Here is a 17,974-nt window from a genome sequence, read left to right on the forward strand (position 1 = left end):
CTCCTCCCGTACCGCCTCTGCGAAAGGTAGCGCGTGCGCCCGTGGAGCTGCCGCGGGCGCAGCGGATACCGTTGGCCGGATGGGAACCGGCCGACGGTCCGGCCGACGCGACCAGGAGGCGACTGTGCCCGAGGCAAGCACTGCGGGAGGATCCGGCGGAAGCGGAGCCCCGCGCTCCCTCGCCGAGGCGCTGCGCGCCCGCGACGACGCGGCGCTCGCCGCCCTGCTGCGCGCCCGCCCCGACCTGCTCAACCCGGTGCCCGGCGACATCACCCAGCTCGCCACCCGCGCCGGGACCCGGGCCTCGGTGGTGCGCGCGCTGGAGCGCCTGGACCGGTTCGCGCTGCAGACCGCCGAGGCCCTCGCCGTGGCTCCCGACCCGTGCCCGTACGAGGTGCTGGAGTCCCTGCTGACCGGCGAGGAGGGCACCACCGGGGAGGACAACGGGGCCCGCGCCGCACTCCCCCGCGCCCTGGGCACCCTGCGCGACCAGGCCCTGGTGTGGGGCGGCGAGGACCGGCTGCGCCTGGTGCGCACCGCCCGCGAGCTGCTCTCGCCGTCCGCCCAGCGGCCGTCCCCCACCGGCCTGGGGCCCACCGTCGCCGAGGCCACGGCCGGGATGTCGCCGACCCGGATCCAGGAGATCGTGGCCACCGTCGGGTTGCCCGCCACCCATGATCCGGTGTCCGCGGTGAACGCGCTGACCGGGCTGTTCACCGACCCGGAGCGGATGTCCGCCCTGCTGGACGAGGCCCCGGCCGAGGCCCACCAGGTGCTGGGGCGGCTCGTGTGGGGGCCGCCGTACGGCGAGGTGACCCCGAACCCGACCGCGCCGGTGCGCTGGCTGCGCGACCACGGGCTGCTGCTGCCGGCGTCCGCGCGGACCGTCGTACTGCCGCGCGAGGTGGCGCTGCACCTGCGCGGCGGCCTCGCGCACCGGGACACCGCGCCCGTGCCCCCGCCCGTGCCGGCGCACCGCGAGCACCGTCCACAGCTTGTGGACGCGAACGCCGCCGGGCAGGCGCTGGCCGCGCTGTCCACCGTCGAGGAGCTGGTGAAGTCCTGGGAGCACACCGGTCCGCCGGTGCTGCGGGCGGGCGGGCTCTCCGTACGGGACCTGAAGCGCGCCGCGGCGACCCTGGACACCACCGAGCAGTCGGCGGCGTTCTGGATCGAACTGGCCTACGCCGCTGGGCTGCTGGCCGGTGACGGGGAGGTCGACGAGCGGTACGCGCCCACCCCCGCCTTCGACGACTGGTGCGAACTGCCGCCTGCCGAGCGGTGGTCGGCGCTGGCGTCGGCCTGGCTGCCCGCCACCCGTACCGCCGGGCTGGCCGGCGAGCAGGACGCCAAGGGCCGCACCCTGTCGGTGCTCGGCCCCGAACTCGACCGCTCCGCCGCCCCCGAGGTGCGCCGCCGGGTCCTGGAGCTCCTCGCAGAGCTGCCCGAGGGCGCCTCCCCCGACCCGGACGCCCTGCTGGACCGGCTCGCGTGGGAACGTCCCGTACGCAGTGCGAGCGATCTGCGGGCCCGCCTCGCGCACTGGACGCTGACCGACGCGGAGGTCCTCGGCGTCACCGGCCGGGGCGCGCTGAGCGGCTTCGGCCGCGCCCTGCTGGAGCACCGCGACCCGGCGCCGCTGCTGGAGCCGTTGCTTCCGGAGCCGGTGGACCACGTCCTGCTCCAGGCCGACCTGACGGCGGTGGCCCCGGGCCCGCTGCGCCGCCCGCTCGGGGACACCCTGGCGGTGCTGGCCGACGTGGAGTCCAAGGGCGGGGCGACGGTGTACCGCTTCACGCCCGGGTCGGTGCGCCGCGCCCTGGACGCCGGGCACGCCGCCGCGGACCTGCACGCCTTCCTCAAGGAGCACAGCCGCACCCCGGTACCGCAGCCGCTGGCCTACCTGATCGACGACGTGGCCCGCCGCCACGGCCACCTGCGGGTCGGCGCGGCCTCGTCGTACGTCCGCTGCGACGACGACGCCATGCTGGGCGAGATCCTGGCCGACAAGCGCTCGGCCGGTCTGGGCCTGCGCCGCCTCGCGCCGACCGTGCTGGCCGCGCAGGCCGAACCGACCGCCCTGCTGGAGGGGTTGCGGGCGATGGGCTACGCGCCGGCCGCGGAGTCCCTGACCGGCGACGTGCTGGTCGCGCGGGCCGACGCTCACCGCACCCCGCCCCGCTCGGCGCCCGTCCCGGTGCCGGACGGGCCGCCGGTGCCGGACGACACGCTGCTGGGGGCGGCCGTCCGGGCCGTCCGCGCGGGCGACCTGGCGGCGACGGCCGTGCGCAAGGAGCCCGCTTCGGCCGCGGTCGTCCCCGGCGAACTCCCGCGTACGAGCGCGGCGGAGACCCTCGCGACGGTGCAGGCGGCCGCCCTGACGGGCTCGGCCGTGTGGATCGGCTACGTCAACGCGGACGGCGCGGCGAGCCAGCGGGTCATCGCCCCGGTCCGGGTGGAGGGCGGCTTCGTCACGGGCTACGACCACACGGCGGACGAGGTCCGGACGTACGCACTGCACCGGATCACGGGCGTGGCAGAACTGGCGGAAGACCACCTCTGACCCTCTTCAGCCCCGCCGGCGTTTGAGGCGCGGGGTCCGGGGCAGCGCCCCGGCAACGGCGCCGCACCCGCACGAAAACGGCTCGCCACCGAGACCCACCCCGCCGCACCCTAAACGCATGCCAGACGTACCCAACCGCCAGATCCGCGCCCACCACACCGACACCACCATCACCGTCTACCAGGCGTACGCCCCCCACCTGGGGGAACCAGCCGCCCGCGACAACCGCTTCCCGCCCGCCTGGAAGCGCGAGCGGATGACGTGGGTCAAACCGTCGTTCCTGTGGATGATGTACCGCTGCGGCTGGGCCACCAAGGCCGACCAGGAGACGGTGCTCGCGATCGAGATCACCCGGTCCGGCTTCGACGAGGCGCTCCGCCGCGCCTGCCTGTCCCACCACGAGCACGGCGTGCACGAGGACCACGAGGCCTGGCAGCGGTCGCTGCGCTCGGCCCCGGCCCGCGTCCAGTGGGACCCCGAGCGGGACCTGCACCTGAACCCGCTCCCGTACCGCTCCCTCCAGCTGGGCCTGTCGGGCCCGTCCTCCCGCGCGTACGCCGACGAATGGACGGTCGCCATCCGCGATGTGACACCGCTGGTGCGGGAGATCCACGGACTGCTGCGTTCCGGTCAGGAGGCCGCGGCCCGCGCCCTGCTCCCGGTCGAGACCCCGTACCCGTCAGGGCCGTTGCCTCACCTGGGCGCGTAGTCGATCCGCCCGGCGTCGAAGGGCCACACCTCGCGCAGCCAGCGGCTCACCGCCTCGTAGAGCGGGACGTCGAGGTGGGCCCGGTCGGCCCGTACCCAGGAACTGACCTGCACCCGCTCGGGCTGCTCCTTGCCGGGGTAGACGTACAGGCACCCGATGACCTCCGTCTCCCCCTCCAGCACGCTGTACGTGAATCCGCGCCGCTCGGCGAAGTCCTGTGCGTGGCGCACCAGATCGGCCAGGTTCGCCTCGGCGGACATCCCTTCCAGCGGCGGCCAGTTCCGCCCGAAGCCCGGGGTGGCCCGGATGTGCCCGATGCTCCCGCTCCAGGCGGCGAGGTCCCGCTCGTTGTGCTCGGCGCCGAGCGGCTCCAGCCGGAAACCGTCGCCGAGCAGGGTCGTGGGCACCTCGAAGCCGTCGGGCACAAAACGCTGCTGCTCATCGCTCATGCCGGGACCGTACGCGCCCGCGCGACCAGCTTCAGCAGCTTTTCGTACGCCGAACTTCCCGTACAGCCGCTCATCCGGGTCGCGATCACCGTGAACGGCAGGACGGCCGCGTGCGCGCGCAGCTCCGCGGCGGTCGGATGGAAACGACTGTTCCGGTAGATGACCGAAGCCTTCCGCAGCGCCGAACCTCACCCCGGCCCGCGAGCCAGACGGTGACCTGACCCTCCTCCCGTGGGCCTGGGATCAGGCTCGTTCGGGCAGTTCGAGGTCGATGAAGGGCACGGCGTGGCCGGGCAGCAGGTACCGCTCGACCTCCACGAAGCCGTGCGCGAGCGCGAACCGCAGCCCCTGTGGATTCGACTCGAGCACCACCGTCTGGATCCGCTCGGCCCCCAGGTCCCGCGCCTGCGCCAGACCGCGCCCGTATAGGAGCGCCCCGTAGCCCCGGCCCCGGTACGGGGGGAGCACCCGCGCGATCACGGTGGCCACCGGCTCCCCGTCCCGGGGCGGCCGCACGGTCGTACAGCCGACCGGCGCGTCGCCGAGGTACGCGATCTCCAGCACGTTGCGCCCGGCCCGCTCCCGTACGTCCTCGGCGGAGAGCGGGTCGGTGGGAATGATCAGGTTGTGGATGTGACGCCAGTCCCGGAGCGTGACGTCGCAACCCACAGGCTCAATACGAAGATCGGACATTCCCCCAGCGAAACCGCCCCTCCCCACCCCGTCAAGCGCCTTCCGGCACGCAGCATCCCCCGGCCCGCGCCAGGATGCGGCAGACTGGAGGTTTGGCCGTCCGCGTCCGGGCGGCCACCCCACGCCGGAAAGGGACGTGTGTGAACGGGCCTCTCATCGTCCAGAGCGACAAGACCCTCCTTCTCGAGGTCGACCACGAGCTCTCCGCGGCCGCGCGGCGCGCCGTCGCCCCCTTCGCCGAGCTGGAGCGCGCTCCCGAGCACATCCACACCTACCGGATCACCCCGCTCGGCCTGTGGAACGCCCGGGCCGCCGGGCACGACGCCGAGCAGGTCGTCGACGCGCTCGTCGAGTACTCGCGCTATCCCGTCCCGCACGCGCTGCTCGTCGACGTAGCCGAGACCATGGCCCGCTACGGCCGCCTCACCCTCTCCAAGCACCCCGTGCACGGCCTGGTCCTGACCAGCACCGACCGGCCCGTGCTGGAGGAGATCCTGCGCTCCAAGCGGATCACCCCGCTCGTCGGGGCCCGGATCGACCCCGACACCGTGGCCGTGCACCCCTCCGAGCGCGGGCAGATCAAGCAGACGCTGCTCAAGCTGGGCTGGCCCGCCGAGGACCTCGCCGGATACGTCGACGGCGAGGCGCACCCGATCGACCTGGCCGAGAACGGCTGGGCGCTGCGCCCGTACCAGCAGCAGGCCGTCGAGGGCTTCTGGCACGGCGGCTCGGGCGTGGTCGTGCTGCCCTGCGGCGCCGGCAAGACGCTCGTCGGCGCCGGGGCCATGGCGAAGGCGAAGGCGACGACGCTGATCCTGGTCACGAACACCGTCTCGGCCCGCCAGTGGAAGCACGAGCTGGTCAAGCGGACCTCGCTGACGGAGGAGGAGATCGGCGAGTACTCCGGCACCCGCAAGGAGATCCGGCCCGTCACGATCGCCACGTACCAGGTCCTGACGACGAAGCGGAAGGGCGTCTACCCGCACCTGGAGCTCTTCGACTCCCGGGACTGGGGCCTGATCGTCTACGACGAGGTGCACCTGCTGCCGGCGCCGGTCTTCAAGTTCACCGCCGACCTCCAGGCGCGGCGCCGCCTCGGCCTGACCGCCACCCTCGTACGGGAGGACGGGCGCGAGTCGGACGTCTTCTCCCTCATCGGGCCCAAGCGGTTCGACGCGCCGTGGAAGGAGATCGAGGCGCAGGGCTACATCGCCCCGGCGGACTGCGTCGAGGTCCGGGTCAACCTCACCGAGTCGGAGCGGCTGGCGTACGCGACGGCCGAGACGGAGGAGAAGTACCGCTTCTGCGCGACGACGGCGACGAAGCGGAAGGTGACGGAGGCGCTGGTCCGCAAGCACCAGGGCGAGCAGACCCTGGTCATCGGACAGTACATCGACCAGCTCGACGAGCTGGGCGAGCACCTGGACGCGCCCGTCATCAAGGGCGAGACCTCCAATGCGCAGCGGGAGAAGCTCTTCGACGCCTTCCGCGAGGGCGAGATCAGCGTGCTGGTCGTGTCGAAGGTCGCGAACTTCTCCATCGACCTGCCGGAGGCCACGGTCGCCATCCAGGTGTCGGGCACCTTCGGGTCCCGGCAGGAGGAGGCACAGCGGCTGGGCCGCGTGCTGCGGCCGAAGGCGGACGGGCACGAGGCGCGGTTCTACTCGGTGGTCGCGCGCGACACCATCGACCAGGACTTCGCGGCGCACCGCCAGCGCTTCCTCGCCGAACAGGGCTATGCCTACCGGATCATGGACGCCGACGAGCTGCTGGCGAGCGACTGAGGAAGGCAAGCAGCGGGACGCACCAGACCCACAGGTGCGGCCAGTGCAGGAGCAGGGCCCGGCCGGTGGCGGTGTCGGCGAAGTGCCGGGCCCAGAAGTCGGCGGAGGCCTGCGGGAGGACCAGCAGGCCGAGCAGGACGGTGCCGCCGAAGGCGGCGAGGGCCGTCAGCCCGGCGCGCACGCGACGGGTGAGCAGCAGGTACGGGATGAAGAGCGCCGGGGTCAGGGTGATCCCGGCGGCGGTGCCGAGCGCGAAGCCCTTGCCGAGCGCGGCGGCCGGCCGGCCCAGGTCCCAGACGGCCAGGCAGGCGAGGGCCAGGTTGACCTGCCCGGGCAGCGGGGCCTGGAAGAGCGGCTCCAGCCACAGCCCGCCGATGGTGGCGGCGAGCACGGGCCCGGGCCGGGCCCGCAGCCCCGCGAGCCGGCAGGACAGCAGGACCAGCAGCGCGAGCAGGCCGGCGTTGCCGAGGACGAGAACGGCCTTGAGCAGCCCGGTCGGCAGCCAGGCGGCGGGCGTGAAGAGGATCGCCGCGAACGGTGGATACGCGGCGGGCGGCTTCCACTCGGCGGCGGAGAAGCCCTGGACGAGGGCGTCGGCCATCGGCACGCGCAGAGCGATGCAGAGCACCCCCAGCACGAGCAACGACCCCGCCACCAGCCCACCGGCGAACGGCGACGGCGAGCGACCGGAAAGGGGACTGTGGGTCACGGGCGTGAATGTAGTGGATCGGCCCCGCTTGTCTGCGCGGCCCGGCCGTATCCGGACATCCGCCATCGGCCACCAGCCACAGGCCATCGGCCATCGGCCATCGGCCATCGGCCGTCCGCCCGGATCAGCGGCGTATGACGCCCGTCTCCTCGGCGTATTCGCCCAGGACGACGACGCTCACAGCGGTGGCCGCGAAGACCTTGGCGGCCCGCAGCACGCTGCCGAGGGTGTGACGCGGAGGGACGTAGGAGGTGGCGGTGGCGCCGCTAGGGCGGCCGCCCTGGATCGGAGTGAGGGTTGCGGTGCTCATGTGTCCATGGTGCGTTTTCCGCCGCCCCCTCGCATCGCCCCGCAGGCGGAACCCCAGGGCCCCCCGCCTCCTCCTCGGGGCTCATGCCACCCCCGGGTACCCCTGCCCCAGGTCTGACACTCCCAGGTATGACACCCGTACGGGCGTCCCGCCCCAGAGGACTTCCGGCCCCCTCAAATCCATTCGCGCCACCCCACACCAGTGGCTAGAATCTCCGCTCTTGCCGCCTCCCGCAGCCCCATCGGGGAGAGCCGCCCACCGGCCGGTACCGGCGGGCATCTGTTCCTACCCCAGCAGCTGGAGGCATCCCCGTGCCCGCGCACGCCCCCGAAACCGCCCCCGAAACCGCCCCCGAAACCGCGCCCGAAACCGCGCCCGAAACCGATCCGCTCGCGCGCGAGCGCGCCCACCTCACCGCCTCCCGCGCCGCGCTCCGCGCCATGCGCGAGGACGTCGAGGCCCTCGACATCCGCGACGTCACCGCGAACTGGGTCAACGCGATCGTCCTCCAGGCCCAGATCGACGACCGCATCAAGGCCCTCGCCGACCTCGCCCACACCCCCCTCTTCTTCGGGCGCCTGAACTACCTGCACGCCCCGGGCGCCGAGCTCGCCGAAGGCGCGGAGGGCGAGCAGTTCTACATCGGCCGCCGCCACGTCCACGACGCCGACGGCGACCCGATGGTCATCGACTGGCGCGCCCCCGTCTCCCAGCCGTTCTACCGGGCCTCCAAGACCGACCCGCAGGACATCGCGCTGCGCCGCCGCTTCGGTTACACGGGCGGCGAGCTCACCGCGTACGAGGACGAGCACCTCTCCGACCCCGCCGAGGCCGCCGCCGTCAGCAAGCTGCTCCAGCAGGAGATCGAACGGCCGCGCGTCGGCCCCATGCGGGACATCGTCGCGACGATCCAGCCAGAGCAGGACGAGATCGTCCGCTCCGGCCTGTCCGGCTCCGTCTGCGTCCAGGGCGGCCCCGGCACCGGGAAGACGGCGGTCGGCCTGCACCGGGTCGCGTACCTCCTCTACGCGCACCGCGAGCGGCTGGCCCGCACCGGCACGCTGGTCATCGGGCCGAACCGTTCCTTCCTGCACTACATCGAGCAGGTCCTGCCCGCCCTGGGCGAGCTGGAGGTCAAGCAGGCCACCGTCGACGACCTGGTCGCGCGCGACGGCCTGGAGGTACGCGGTACGGACCCGGCCGAAACCGCCGTGGTCAAGGGCGACGCCCGGATGGCGGAGGTGCTGGGCCGTGCCGTCCGCTCGCACGTCACGGCGCCCACCGAGGCGCTGATGGTGGTGCGCGGTTCGCGCCGCTGGCGGGTGCCCGCGTACGAGCTGGCCGAGATGGTCGAGGAGCTGCAGAACCGCGACATCCGCTACGGCGCGGCCCGCGACGCGCTGCCGCAGCGCATCGCGCACGCGGTGCTCGTACGGATGGAGCAGGCGGGCGAGGCGCCCGACGACCGCGTCCAGGACGCGGTGGCGCGCAACGCGGCGGTGAAGGCCGCGGTGAAGGAGATCTGGCCGCCGGTGGACCCGGCGAAACTGGTGCTGCGGCTGCTCTCCGACCCGGAGTTCCTGGCGCTGCACGCGGAGGGCGTCCTCACGGCCGACGAGCAGAAGCTCCTCCTGTGGCAGAAGCCGTTCCGGAGCGTGAAGTCGGCGAAGTGGTCGGCGGCCGACCTGGTCCTGGTCGACGAGGCGGCGGACCTCGTCGAGCGCACTCCTTCCCTCGGCCACGTGGTCCTCGACGAGGCGCAGGACCTGTCCCCGATGCAGTACCGGGCGGTGGGCCGGCGCTGCACGACCGGCTCGGCGACGGTGCTGGGCGACCTCGCGCAGGGCACCACGCCCTGGGCCACGCGCAGCTGGGACGAGGCCCTGAGCCACCTGGGCAAGCCGCAGGCGGTACTGGAGGAGCTGACGGCGGGCTTCCGCGTGCCGCGCGAGGTGATCGCGTACGCGTCGCGGCTGCTGCCGGCGATCTCCCCGGGCCTGGCCCCGGTCTCGTCGGTCCGCGAGACTCCGGGCTCGCTGCGGATCGCCGAGGCCGAGGACCTCACGGCGGCGGTCGTCGGGGCCTGCCGCTCCTCCCTCTCCCACGAGGGCTCGATCGGCCTGATCGCGGCGGACGCGCGGATCCCGGTCCTGGCCGATGCCCTGCGGGCGGCGGACCTGCCGTACCTCTCGCCCGGCGAGGAGACGACGGCGGAGGCCCGCCTGACCCTGGTCCCCGCCTCCTTGGCCAAGGGCCTGGAGTACGACTACGTGGTCCTGGACGAGCCGGCGGCGATCGTCGACGGCGAGCCGGACGAACGGACGGGCCTGCGCCGCCTGTACGTCTGCCTCACCCGCGCGGTGTCGGGCCTCTCGGTACTGCACGCGGCCGATCTGCCGTTGGCGCTGCGCTGACCTGGCCGTCCAGGCGCGGCGCCGCTGCGGGGGCTCCGCCCCCGAACCCCCGCGCCTCAAACGCCGGCGAGGCTGGATATGCCCATCCGCCGGCGCTTGAGCGGCCAAAATCCAGCCTCGCCGGCGTTTGAGGCGCGGGGTCTGGGGCGGAGCCCCATAGGGGCCAGTGCCTAGGCCAGGGCTTCGCGCCACTCGGCGACGGCCGCCGCCGAGACCGGGCCGTCCCAGCCGTCGGGGCGGGCCGCACCGCCGATGTGGAAGGCGTCGATGCCCGCCCCGCGCAGCACCGGCAGGTGGGACAGCTCCAGGCCGCCGCCGACGAGGATCCGTGCCCCGTACCCCGGCTCGCCCCTCCGCGCCGCCTCCGCCACCAGCAGCGGCACGCCCTCCTCGACCCCGGCCGCCGAGCCCGCCGTCAGGTACGTGTCCAGGCCCGGCAGGTCCGCCAGCGCCTTGCGCAGACCGTCCCGGTCCGCCGCGCGGTCGATCGCCCGGTGGAAGGTCCAGCGGCAGCCGCCGAGCTCCGCCGCCAGCGCCTCGACGGCGGTCAGGTCGGGGGTGCCGTCCGGGTTCAGGAAGCCGAGGACGAACTCCTCCGCCCCCTCGGCCCGCAGCTCCCGCGCCGCAGCGACCAGTACGGAGAGGTCACCGGCCGCGAACCCGTCCGTCTTGCGGAGCATCACGCGCAGCGGGATGTCGACCGCCGCCCTGATCGCCGCGAAGGTCTCGCGCGGCGGGGTGAGCCCGTCGGCGGCCATGTCGGTGACCAGCTCGAGTCGGTCCGCCCCACCGGCCTGGGCCGCGACCGCGTCCTCCACGTCGAGGGCGATCACCTCCAGGAGCGCACGGTTGCTCATTCGATCCCATCCTTCGGAAAACTGCCCGTATGACCCATGACCCGCACGGCGAGATCCGTCCGAAAAATAGGTCTAGTCCAATATCAAGGGTACGGGCCTCCGCCACCGCTCCACCAGCACAATCACGCCACCCCCACAATGTGCCCATGGACACAGGCATCCCGGGCACCGACACGACCGACACCACCGCCCTCCGCGCGCGCTGGCGGGCGACCGTCACCGCCGCCGGAGCGAGCGGCCGCCCCGGCCCCGACCCCTACGCGGACCGGCTCCTCGCCGCCTGGGCGGAGCCGCAGCGCCGGTACCACACCACCGCGCACCTGGCCGACGTACTGGCACGCGTGGACGTCCTGGCGGAGCACGCCGACGACCCCGCCGCCGTCGAGCTCGCCGCCTGGTTCCACGACGCCGTCTACCGCCCCGACCGCTCCGAGAACGAGGAACGCAGCGCCGCCCTCGCCGAGCGCGCCCTCCCCGAGCTGGGCATCGACCCCGGCCGCACCGCCGAGGTGGCCCGGCTGGTCCGGCTCACCGTCACCCACGACCCCGCCCCCGGCGACGCCAACGGCGAGGTGCTCTGCGACGCGGACCTGGCCGTCCTCGCGGGGGACGGGGCGGCGTACGCGGCCTACGCCGCCGCCGTCCGCGCCGAGTACGGTTTCGTCCCCGACGACGCCTTCCGCACCGGCCGCGCCGCCGTCCTGCGACAGCTGCTCGACCTGCCACGGCTGTTCCGCACCCCGTACGGCGCCGCCCACTGGGAGGCCCCGGCCCGCGCGAACCTCTCCGCCGAGCTGGACGGCCTCGCCGACCGCACGGATCTCACGGATCTCACGTGATGTCACCTGATGTCACACACCTGACACACTCCCGGGGAATTTGATCCCCTTCGCCATGGTTGGTGACAGTCATGCCCGCAGCCGCCGCACGCCCCCGCATGCCCATAGCCGTCTACGTCCTCGGTCTCTCCGTCTTCGCGCTCGGGACCAGCGAGTTCATGCTCTCGGGGCTGCTGCCACCCATCGCCGCGGACATGGGCGTCACCATCCCGCAGGCCGGCCTGCTCATCTCGGCGTTCGCGATCGGCATGGTCGTCGGGGCCCCGCTGCTGGCCGTGGCCACCCTGCGGCTGCCGCGCCGCACCACCCTCATCTCCCTCATCAGCCTCTTCGGCCTCGGGCAGGTCGCGGGCGCGCTGGCCCCCTCGTACGCGCTCCTCTTCGCCTCCCGCGTCGTCTCGGCCCTCGCCTGCGCCGGCTTCTGGGCCGTCGGCGCGGCCGTGGCCATCGCCATGGTCGACAAGGACCAGCGGGCCCGCGCGATGGCCGTCATGATCGGCGGCCTGTCCATCGCGAACGTCCTCGGCGTGCCCGCCGGCGCCTTCCTCGGCGAGCACCTGGGCTGGCGCTCGGCGTTCTGGTCGGTCGGCGCGGCCTCGGCGATCGCCCTCGCCGGCATCCTGGCGCTGATCCCCACGATCCCGCTGCCCGCCGAGAAGCCCTCGCTCGGGCGCGAGCTGCGCATCTACCGCGACCGCCAGGTGTGGCTCGCCATCGGCATCACGGCCCTGGCCGCGGGCGGCGTCTTCTGCGCCTTCAGCTACCTGTCGCCGCTGCTCACGGACGTGGCCGGGCTGGACTCGGGCTGGGTTCCGTGGATCCTGGCGCTGTTCGGGACCGGCGCCCTCGCGGGCACCACGGCCGGCGGGCGGGTCGCCGACGCGCACCTGTTCGGCGTGATGATCTGGGGCATCACCGCCTCGACCGTCTTCCTGACCGCGCTCGCCTTGCTGGCGTCCTTCCAGGTCGCGGCGATCGCCCTGGCCTTCCTGCTCGGCTTCTCGGCGTTCTTCACCGCCCCGGCGCTCAACGCCCGCATGTTCAACGTGGCCGGCGCCGCCCCGACCCTGGCCGGCGCCACCACCACGGCCGCCTTCAACCTCGGCAACACCGGCGGTCCCTGGCTGGGCGGCACCGTCATCGACGCGGACCTCGGCTTCTCCGCCACCGCCTGGGCGGGCGCCGCCATGACCCTCACCGCGATCGCCCTCGCCGCCGCAGCCCTCCGCCTGGACCGCCGCCCGCCCGCCCCGACCCGCGTAGTCGCCTCCTCCACGACGACACTCCCGACCCCCGTGTCCGAACGGGTCTAGGGGGCCGACAACCCCCGCCGGGCTCAGCGGCAGAGCTCGTCCAGGTCCTCCTCGAAGGACGCGAACTCCGCCTGGGCCTCGGTGATGATCTCCCGGGCAGGTCGGCGCGGTGAGGTGGCGTGGCGGGCGGCGATCTCGGACAAGACCGCGTCCGGCCGCGCCTCGCGCTCCCGGTGCAAGGCGGCCTCCCGCGGCCCGAAGCCGTCGGCCAGCACCCACAGGAGACCTGACAGGTCCCCGGCCACGACTCCGACCTCCCCCTCCGAGCCCATGAACACCACGGGCTGCTCGGCGAGGGGCCGCCCCGGCCGCACGCGCCAGATGGCGGCGAGCCCGCCGGAACCGTCCTGGCCGAAGACCCGGTAGGCATCGCCGTCAAGGTCGTGGTTCCCGGTCCAGTGGCGTAGCCAGTCGGTGGTCTCCGCTGCGGAGCAGAAGGCCTGGTAGGGCTCGAAGTCGACGCCCTCGCCCTCTTCGCCGTACTCGAACGTCACCCGCGCCACATCGGCCAGCGCGGGCGGGAGGAGGCGGTCATCGCCGGTCTTTTCGATCATCCCCGCAGGCTAACCGGGCCGACTGACACCCGGCCTACGCCTGCGGCCGGCCCTTCGGGCGGCGCAGGCCCGCCGCCGTGATGCGGCGGACCAGCTCCTTGCTGCCGACCTCGACCGCGCCCGCGGCGACCGCGGCGGCGTAGCGGTGCGACGGGACGTCGTAGTGGTCCCGCTCGAAGGCGCGCGGCGGGCAGCCGATGGCCGCGGCGAAAGCGTGCAGTTCCTCGTACGAGACATCGCTGACCAGGTGCGACCACATGCGGCCGTGGCCCGGCCAGGTCGGCGGGTCGATGTACACCGTCACCGACGGCTCACCGGCCCGGGTGGAAGACCGGGCCCAGCGCGCCCACGGCCGCCACCCGCACACCGGCCTCCGAGCACACCCAGTGCGGGTCGGGGCCCAATTCCGGCTCCACGTCCAGCGCGTGCGGATCACCGTGCTCGCAGACCGGGCACAACGGCCAGCGCCCGTACTTCTCCAGCAGCGCGTCCTGCACGTCCTGGGCGACGAGTCCGGCGAGGTAGCCGACCCCCTCGGGCCACTGCTCCACCCACCACCGGCGGTGCGTGACCGAGTCCTCGACGAGGGAGACGACATCGGCATCGGCGACCTCTCCGGCAGAGAGATCGGCGAGAACAAGTGCACGAGCGACGTGCAGCGCCTGCTCCAGGGGGGTTGCGTGGTCCATGCGCTCAGTCTGACCCCTTCCCGCCCATAAAGGGAGGGGATGCCCGGCTCACGCCGCCCGGCAGACCCGCAGACCGGCAGACCCGCAGACCCCGCCAACGCAGTGGACGACACACGAAGCCGGGCGGTGTACCGGGCGCGCCCGGCCTCCCCGGGCTTCGTCGGTGCCACCATGACGCCAACGCAGGAGCCGTAGCCCGCCGCCCCTGCCGGAATCCCCGGGACCGTTCCTCTCTGCGCCCCAACACCGCCAAGGGGGGCGTCCCGCTGATCCGGCCTGATCGGCGAGACACCCCCCTAGGAGGCCCCGTCCATGACCACCGCGCACGCCGCGCTCCGCGCACAGCTCGACACCCTGACCACCGAGGCCTTCCGCCCCGAACTCGCCGGGATCGACCGGCTCTCCACCCTGGAGATCGCCCGGGTCATGAACGCCGAGGACGCCACCGTGGCCACCGCCGTCGGCGGGCAGCTTGAGGCGATCGCCGCCGCGATCGACGCGATCAGCGTACGGATGGCACGCGGCGGACGGCTCGTCTACGCGGGCGCCGGCACGGCCGGGCGGATGGGCGTGCTGGACGCCAGCGAGTGCCCGCCCACCTTCAACACCGACCCGGCCCAGGTCATCGGCCTGATCGCGGGCGGCCCCTCCGCCATGGTCAAGGCCGTCGAGGGCGCCGAGGACTCCAAGGAGCTGGCGGCGCACGACCTCACCGCGCTGCACCTCACCCCCGACGACACCGTGATCGGCATCTCGGCATCGGGCCGCACCCCGTACGCGATCGGCGCCGTCGAGCACGCCCGTACGCGCGGCGCGCTCACCGTCGGGCTCTCCTGCAACGCCGGCTCCGCGCTCGCCGCGGCCGCCGACCACGGCATCGAGGTCGTCGTCGGACCCGAACTGCTCACCGGGTCCACCCGCCTGAAGGCCGGCACCGCACAGAAGCTCGTCCTCAACCTCATTTCGACGATCACCATGATCCGCCTGGGCAAGACCTACGGGAACCTCATGGTCGACATGCGCTCCTCGAACGAGAAGCTGCGCGCCCGCGCCCACCGCATCGTGGCGCTGGCCACCGGCGCGCCCGACGAGGAGATCGAGGCCGCGCTCACCGCCACCGGCGGCGAGGTCAAGAACGCCGTGCTCGTCATCCTCGGCGCCGTCGACGCCCCGGCGGCCGCCGGCCTCCTCTCCGCCGCCCGGGGCCACCTCCGCGAAGCCCTCGCCCAGGCCTCCCGGCCGCGCTGACCCGCACGCCCGTCCACCCCCAACGGCAAGGCGACCTCCCCATGTCCACTGACAAGAACCGCGCCACAGCCGCCGCGATCCTCCCTCTGGTCGGCGGCCCGGACAACATCACCTCGATCGCGCACTGCATGACCCGGCTGCGCATCGCGCTCCGCGACCGCTCGCTCGTCCAGGACGAGGCCCTCAAGGCCCTCCCGGCGGTCCTGGGCGTCGTCGAGGACGACACGTACCAGATCGTGCTGGGCCCGGGCACCGTCGCCCGCGTCACCCCGGAGTTCGAAGCGCTCGTCCGCCAGGGCCGTACGGCGACCGGCACCCCCTCCGCGCCGCCCGCCGTCACCGCCACCGAACTGGCCGACCGAGGAGCCGCCCTGAAGGCGGCTCAGAAGGCCCGCAACGCCACCCCCGTCAAACTGCTCCTGCGCCGGGTCGCGAACATCTTCGTCCCCCTGATCCCGGCACTGATCGGCTGCGGCATCATCGCGGGCCTGAACGGCGTCCTCACCAACACGGGCCGGCTGCCCGCCCTGGTCCCGGCGCTCGCCGCCATCGCCTCCGGCTTCATGTCGCTGATCGCCGTCTTCGTCGGCCACAACACCGCCAAGGAGTTCGGCGGCACCCCCGTCCTGGGCGGCGCGGTCGCCGCGATCATCGTCTTTCCGGGCATCGGCAAGATCGACGCCTTCGGCCGGCACCTCTCCCCCGGCCAGGGCGGCGTCCTGGGCGCGCTCGCGGCCGCGCTCCTCGCCGTGTACGTGGAGAAGTGGTGCCGGCGCCGGATCCCGGAAGCCCTGGACGTCCTGGTGACCCCCACCCTCACGGTCCTGGTGTCGGGCCTGGTCACCATCTTCGGCCTCATGTTCCTCGCGGGCGAGGCCTCCACCGCCATCGGCACCTTCGCCAACCGGCTGCTCGCCTCCGGCGGCGCCTTCGCGGGCCTGGTCCTGGGCGGCCTCTTCCTCCCCCTCGTGATGCTGGGCCTGCACCAGGCCCTGATCCCCCTCCACACCACCCTCATCGAGCAGTCCGGCTACACCGTCCTGCTGCCCATCCTCGCCATGGCGGGCGCGGGCCAGGTCGGCGCGGCCATCGCCGTCTACTGCCGCCTCCCGCGCAACCGTTCGCTGCGCACCACCATCAAGTCGGCCCTCCCCGCGGGGTTCCTGGGCGTGGGCGAACCCCTCATCTACGGCGTCTCCCTGCCCCTCGGCCGCCCGTTCGTCACCGCTTGCGCCGGCGGCGCGGCCGGCGGCGCCTTCGTCGGCCTCTTCAACCAGCTCGGCGTCTCCTTCGGATCCACCGCCATCGGCCCCTCGGGCTGGGCCCTCTTCCCGCTGCTGGACGGCACGTCGGGCATCGGCGCCGCCCTCGCCGTCTACGCGGGCGGCCTGGCGGTCGGCTACCTGGTGGGCTTCGCCGCCACCTTCTTCTTCGGCTTCACCGGCCAGATGCTGACCGACCTCGACACGGACCCGGAACCGACGACCGCCTCCCCCGCCGACCCCTCGCGCGCACCGGCCCTGACCTGAACGCCCGGGGGGCCACCGCGCGGCCTCCCCGATTGAGTCCGGCTACCCACACCACCTGAGTACGGCGGCCGATCAACCGGGGAGCGCCGCGGGATCCAATGGGGCCATGAACGCCACCGTCCCCACTCCGGACCACGCCGCGCCCCAGATCCAGGACCGGGAACCGGACCGCCGGGACCGCCGCCTGCGCGTGGCGGCCGGAATCGCCCTCGGTCTGCTGGTCCCGAGCCTGATCGCCGCCTACATCGCCCTGCTGGCCTCCCCGCGCGCGGGCCGCTGCATCGCCTACGCGGAAGACTGCGCCCCCGGAGCACCGGTCACGTGGGTGCTCTGGGCCGTGGCCGTCACCACCGTGGCGGGCCTCCTGGCGGTGTGCTGGCCGGCGCGGCGCCTGCCGTCCCCCGGGGCGCGGGCCTGGATGACCGGCCTCCAGGTCGCGTCGCACGTCGCCGCCCTGCTGTTCATCCTCAGCCACTACGCGTAGGACGTCACTCGGTCGCGGGAACTCCGCGCATTCGACTCGACACGTGGAGTCATATGCCAGGAGGGTATGCACCATGTACTCCTTCGCCCCTTTCTCCGATTACGGCGGTGGCATCGGAAGTAGCATGGGTGGCATGAGCGAGCCCACCCAGAAGTACTCCATCTCGATGCCCCGTGACGTCGCAGAGGCCGCTCGCGCCCGCAGCGGCCCTTCGGGCCTGTCCGCCTACGTCACCGCCGCGGTGGCCCGCCAGATCGAGCGGGACAACCTGAACGAGCTCATCGCCGCCGCGGAGGCCGAAATCGGCCCGATCACCCAAGAAGAGATCCAGGCCAAGGCCGACATCCTCCTGCGCGCGCGCCAGGAGCCGTCAGCCACCAGCGAGAGCGAGTCACAGGCCGCATGAGCCCAGCATCCGTCACGCCCGCGGGCACGCTCGTCCTGGACAGCGAGGGGCTCGCCAAGTACGTCCTCCGGGACCGGGAGGTCGTCGGATGGCTGGCGGCCGCCGGCGCCCGGGACATCCGGGTCATCACCAGTACGGCAACGCTGGTGGAGGTGATGCACCCGCGCATCAACCAGGCGGCACTCTCCTGGGCCCTGTCCCGGGTCGTCATCGAGCCCGTCACGGAAGAGGTCGCCCGTCGTGCCTCAGGCCTCCTCCGGGAGGCCGGCCTGCACGGACACAAATACGCAATCGATGCGATGGTCGCCGCCACCGCACTCGCGGCGCCGGGACCCGTCACCGTCCTGACGTCGGACCCCGAGGACCTCACCGCCCTCTGCGGCAAAGCCCTGCTGGCCGTCAAGGTCTGACCCCCACCCACCCC

The 17,974-nt window shown here is 73.5% G+C and carries 19 protein-coding genes; 11 read left to right on the plus strand and 8 right to left on the minus strand.

Annotation, left to right across the window (positions count from 1 at the left end; genetic code table 11):
* The first annotated feature begins 79 nt into the window (after window positions 1–79).
* Window positions 80–2,563 (plus strand): helicase-associated domain-containing protein, encoded by a 2,484-nt coding sequence (locus tag ACIP5M_RS23910; RefSeq protein ID WP_401200276.1) that lies wholly within the window; start codon window positions 80–82, stop codon window positions 2,561–2,563.
* A 118-nt stretch (window positions 2,564–2,681) separates the two neighbouring features.
* The gene (locus ACIP5M_RS23915) at window positions 2,682–3,272 is read left to right on the plus strand and encodes a DUF4291 domain-containing protein (RefSeq protein ID WP_401200278.1); all 591 of its coding nucleotides are present in this window, start codon (window positions 2,682–2,684) and stop codon (window positions 3,270–3,272) included.
* Here ACIP5M_RS23915 and ACIP5M_RS23920 read toward each other — a convergent pair.
* Window positions 3,257–3,721, minus strand: coding sequence for an N-acetyltransferase (locus ACIP5M_RS23920; protein ID WP_401200281.1), 465 nt, complete (start codon window positions 3,719–3,721; stop codon window positions 3,257–3,259). The genes ACIP5M_RS23915 and ACIP5M_RS23920 overlap by 16 nt on opposite strands.
* A 243-nt stretch (window positions 3,722–3,964) precedes the next feature.
* Entirely contained in the window at window positions 3,965–4,414 is a 450-nt protein-coding gene (locus ACIP5M_RS23925; RefSeq protein ID WP_401200282.1) for a GNAT family N-acetyltransferase, read from the minus strand.
* 140 nt (window positions 4,415–4,554) lie between these two features.
* On the opposite strand from ACIP5M_RS23925, the gene ACIP5M_RS23930 reads away from it, so the two are divergent.
* Window positions 4,555–6,198, plus strand: coding sequence for a DNA repair helicase XPB (locus tag ACIP5M_RS23930; protein WP_401200286.1), 1,644 nt, complete (start codon window positions 4,555–4,557; stop codon window positions 6,196–6,198).
* On the opposite strand, the gene ACIP5M_RS23935 is transcribed toward ACIP5M_RS23930, so the two are convergent.
* Window positions 6,164–6,907, minus strand: a complete 744-nt coding sequence (locus ACIP5M_RS23935) for a glycosyltransferase family 87 protein (protein WP_401200289.1) — start codon at window positions 6,905–6,907, stop codon at window positions 6,164–6,166. The two genes, ACIP5M_RS23930 and ACIP5M_RS23935, sit on opposite strands and share 35 nt — an antisense overlap.
* 124 nt (window positions 6,908–7,031) lie before the next feature.
* Window positions 7,032–7,217, minus strand: coding sequence for a hypothetical protein (locus tag ACIP5M_RS23940; RefSeq protein ID WP_401200292.1), 186 nt, complete (start codon window positions 7,215–7,217; stop codon window positions 7,032–7,034).
* Window positions 7,218–7,528: 311 nt separating this feature from the next.
* Here ACIP5M_RS23940 and ACIP5M_RS23945 point away from each other — a divergent pair, with 311 nt between their 5' ends.
* Complete coding sequence (locus ACIP5M_RS23945) at window positions 7,529–9,631, plus strand: HelD family protein (RefSeq protein WP_401200294.1); 2,103 nt, start codon at window positions 7,529–7,531, stop codon at window positions 9,629–9,631.
* Window positions 9,632–9,801: 170 nt separating this feature from the next.
* Here the strand turns inward: ACIP5M_RS23945 and ACIP5M_RS23950 are convergent, their stop codons facing one another.
* Complete coding sequence (locus ACIP5M_RS23950; protein WP_401200297.1) at window positions 9,802–10,488, minus strand: copper homeostasis protein CutC; 687 nt, start codon at window positions 10,486–10,488, stop codon at window positions 9,802–9,804.
* Between the two features lie 146 nt (window positions 10,489–10,634).
* Here ACIP5M_RS23950 and ACIP5M_RS23955 point away from each other — a divergent pair, with 146 nt between their 5' ends.
* The gene (locus tag ACIP5M_RS23955; protein ID WP_401200298.1) at window positions 10,635–11,327 is read left to right on the plus strand and encodes a hypothetical protein; all 693 of its coding nucleotides are present in this window, start codon (window positions 10,635–10,637) and stop codon (window positions 11,325–11,327) included.
* A 98-nt stretch (window positions 11,328–11,425) separates the two neighbouring features.
* Window positions 11,426–12,640: a Cmx/CmrA family chloramphenicol efflux MFS transporter gene (locus ACIP5M_RS23960; RefSeq protein ID WP_401200645.1), complete on the plus strand. Its 1,215-nt coding sequence runs from the start codon at window positions 11,426–11,428 to the stop codon at window positions 12,638–12,640.
* A gap of 23 nt (window positions 12,641–12,663) precedes the next feature.
* Here the strand turns inward: ACIP5M_RS23960 and ACIP5M_RS23965 are convergent, their stop codons facing one another.
* From ACIP5M_RS23965 to ACIP5M_RS23975, 3 genes are read right to left on the minus strand one after another with little or no spacing between them, the layout of a single operon-like run.
* Window positions 12,664–13,194 carry an SMI1/KNR4 family protein gene (locus ACIP5M_RS23965; protein WP_401200301.1) on the minus strand — a complete coding sequence of 177 codons (531 nt, stop codon included), beginning with the start codon at window positions 13,192–13,194 and terminating at the stop codon, window positions 12,664–12,666.
* 34 nt (window positions 13,195–13,228) lie between these two features.
* Complete coding sequence (locus ACIP5M_RS23970) at window positions 13,229–13,498, minus strand: DUF4031 domain-containing protein (protein ID WP_401200303.1); 270 nt, start codon at window positions 13,496–13,498, stop codon at window positions 13,229–13,231.
* Between the two features lie 7 nt (window positions 13,499–13,505).
* The gene (locus tag ACIP5M_RS23975; RefSeq protein ID WP_401200305.1) at window positions 13,506–13,883 is read right to left on the minus strand and encodes a hypothetical protein; all 378 of its coding nucleotides are present in this window, start codon (window positions 13,881–13,883) and stop codon (window positions 13,506–13,508) included.
* A 312-nt stretch (window positions 13,884–14,195) separates the two neighbouring features.
* Between ACIP5M_RS23975 and murQ the strand changes: the two genes are divergently transcribed.
* From murQ to ACIP5M_RS24000, 5 genes are all read left to right on the plus strand, one after another.
* Window positions 14,196–15,131: an N-acetylmuramic acid 6-phosphate etherase gene (gene murQ, locus ACIP5M_RS23980; protein ID WP_401200308.1), complete on the plus strand. Its 936-nt coding sequence runs from the start codon at window positions 14,196–14,198 to the stop codon at window positions 15,129–15,131.
* Between the two features lie 41 nt (window positions 15,132–15,172).
* The gene (locus tag ACIP5M_RS23985; RefSeq protein ID WP_401200311.1) at window positions 15,173–16,660 is read left to right on the plus strand and encodes a PTS transporter subunit EIIC; all 1,488 of its coding nucleotides are present in this window, start codon (window positions 15,173–15,175) and stop codon (window positions 16,658–16,660) included.
* Window positions 16,661–16,766: 106 nt separating this feature from the next.
* Window positions 16,767–17,144, plus strand: a complete 378-nt coding sequence (locus ACIP5M_RS23990) for a hypothetical protein (protein ID WP_401200312.1) — start codon at window positions 16,767–16,769, stop codon at window positions 17,142–17,144.
* A gap of 133 nt (window positions 17,145–17,277) precedes the next feature.
* Entirely contained in the window at window positions 17,278–17,550 is a 273-nt protein-coding gene (locus ACIP5M_RS23995; protein WP_401200314.1) for a CopG family transcriptional regulator, read from the plus strand.
* Window positions 17,547–17,960, plus strand: coding sequence for a PIN domain-containing protein (locus ACIP5M_RS24000; RefSeq protein WP_401200316.1), 414 nt, complete (start codon window positions 17,547–17,549; stop codon window positions 17,958–17,960). Before ACIP5M_RS23995 ends, ACIP5M_RS24000 begins: the two co-directional genes overlap by 4 nt.
* Window positions 17,961–17,974: the final 14 nt, after the last annotated feature.

The sequence above is a fragment of the Streptomyces sp. NPDC088762 genome, assembly GCF_044750905.1.
GTDB lineage: Bacteria > Actinomycetota > Actinomycetes > Streptomycetales > Streptomycetaceae > Streptomyces.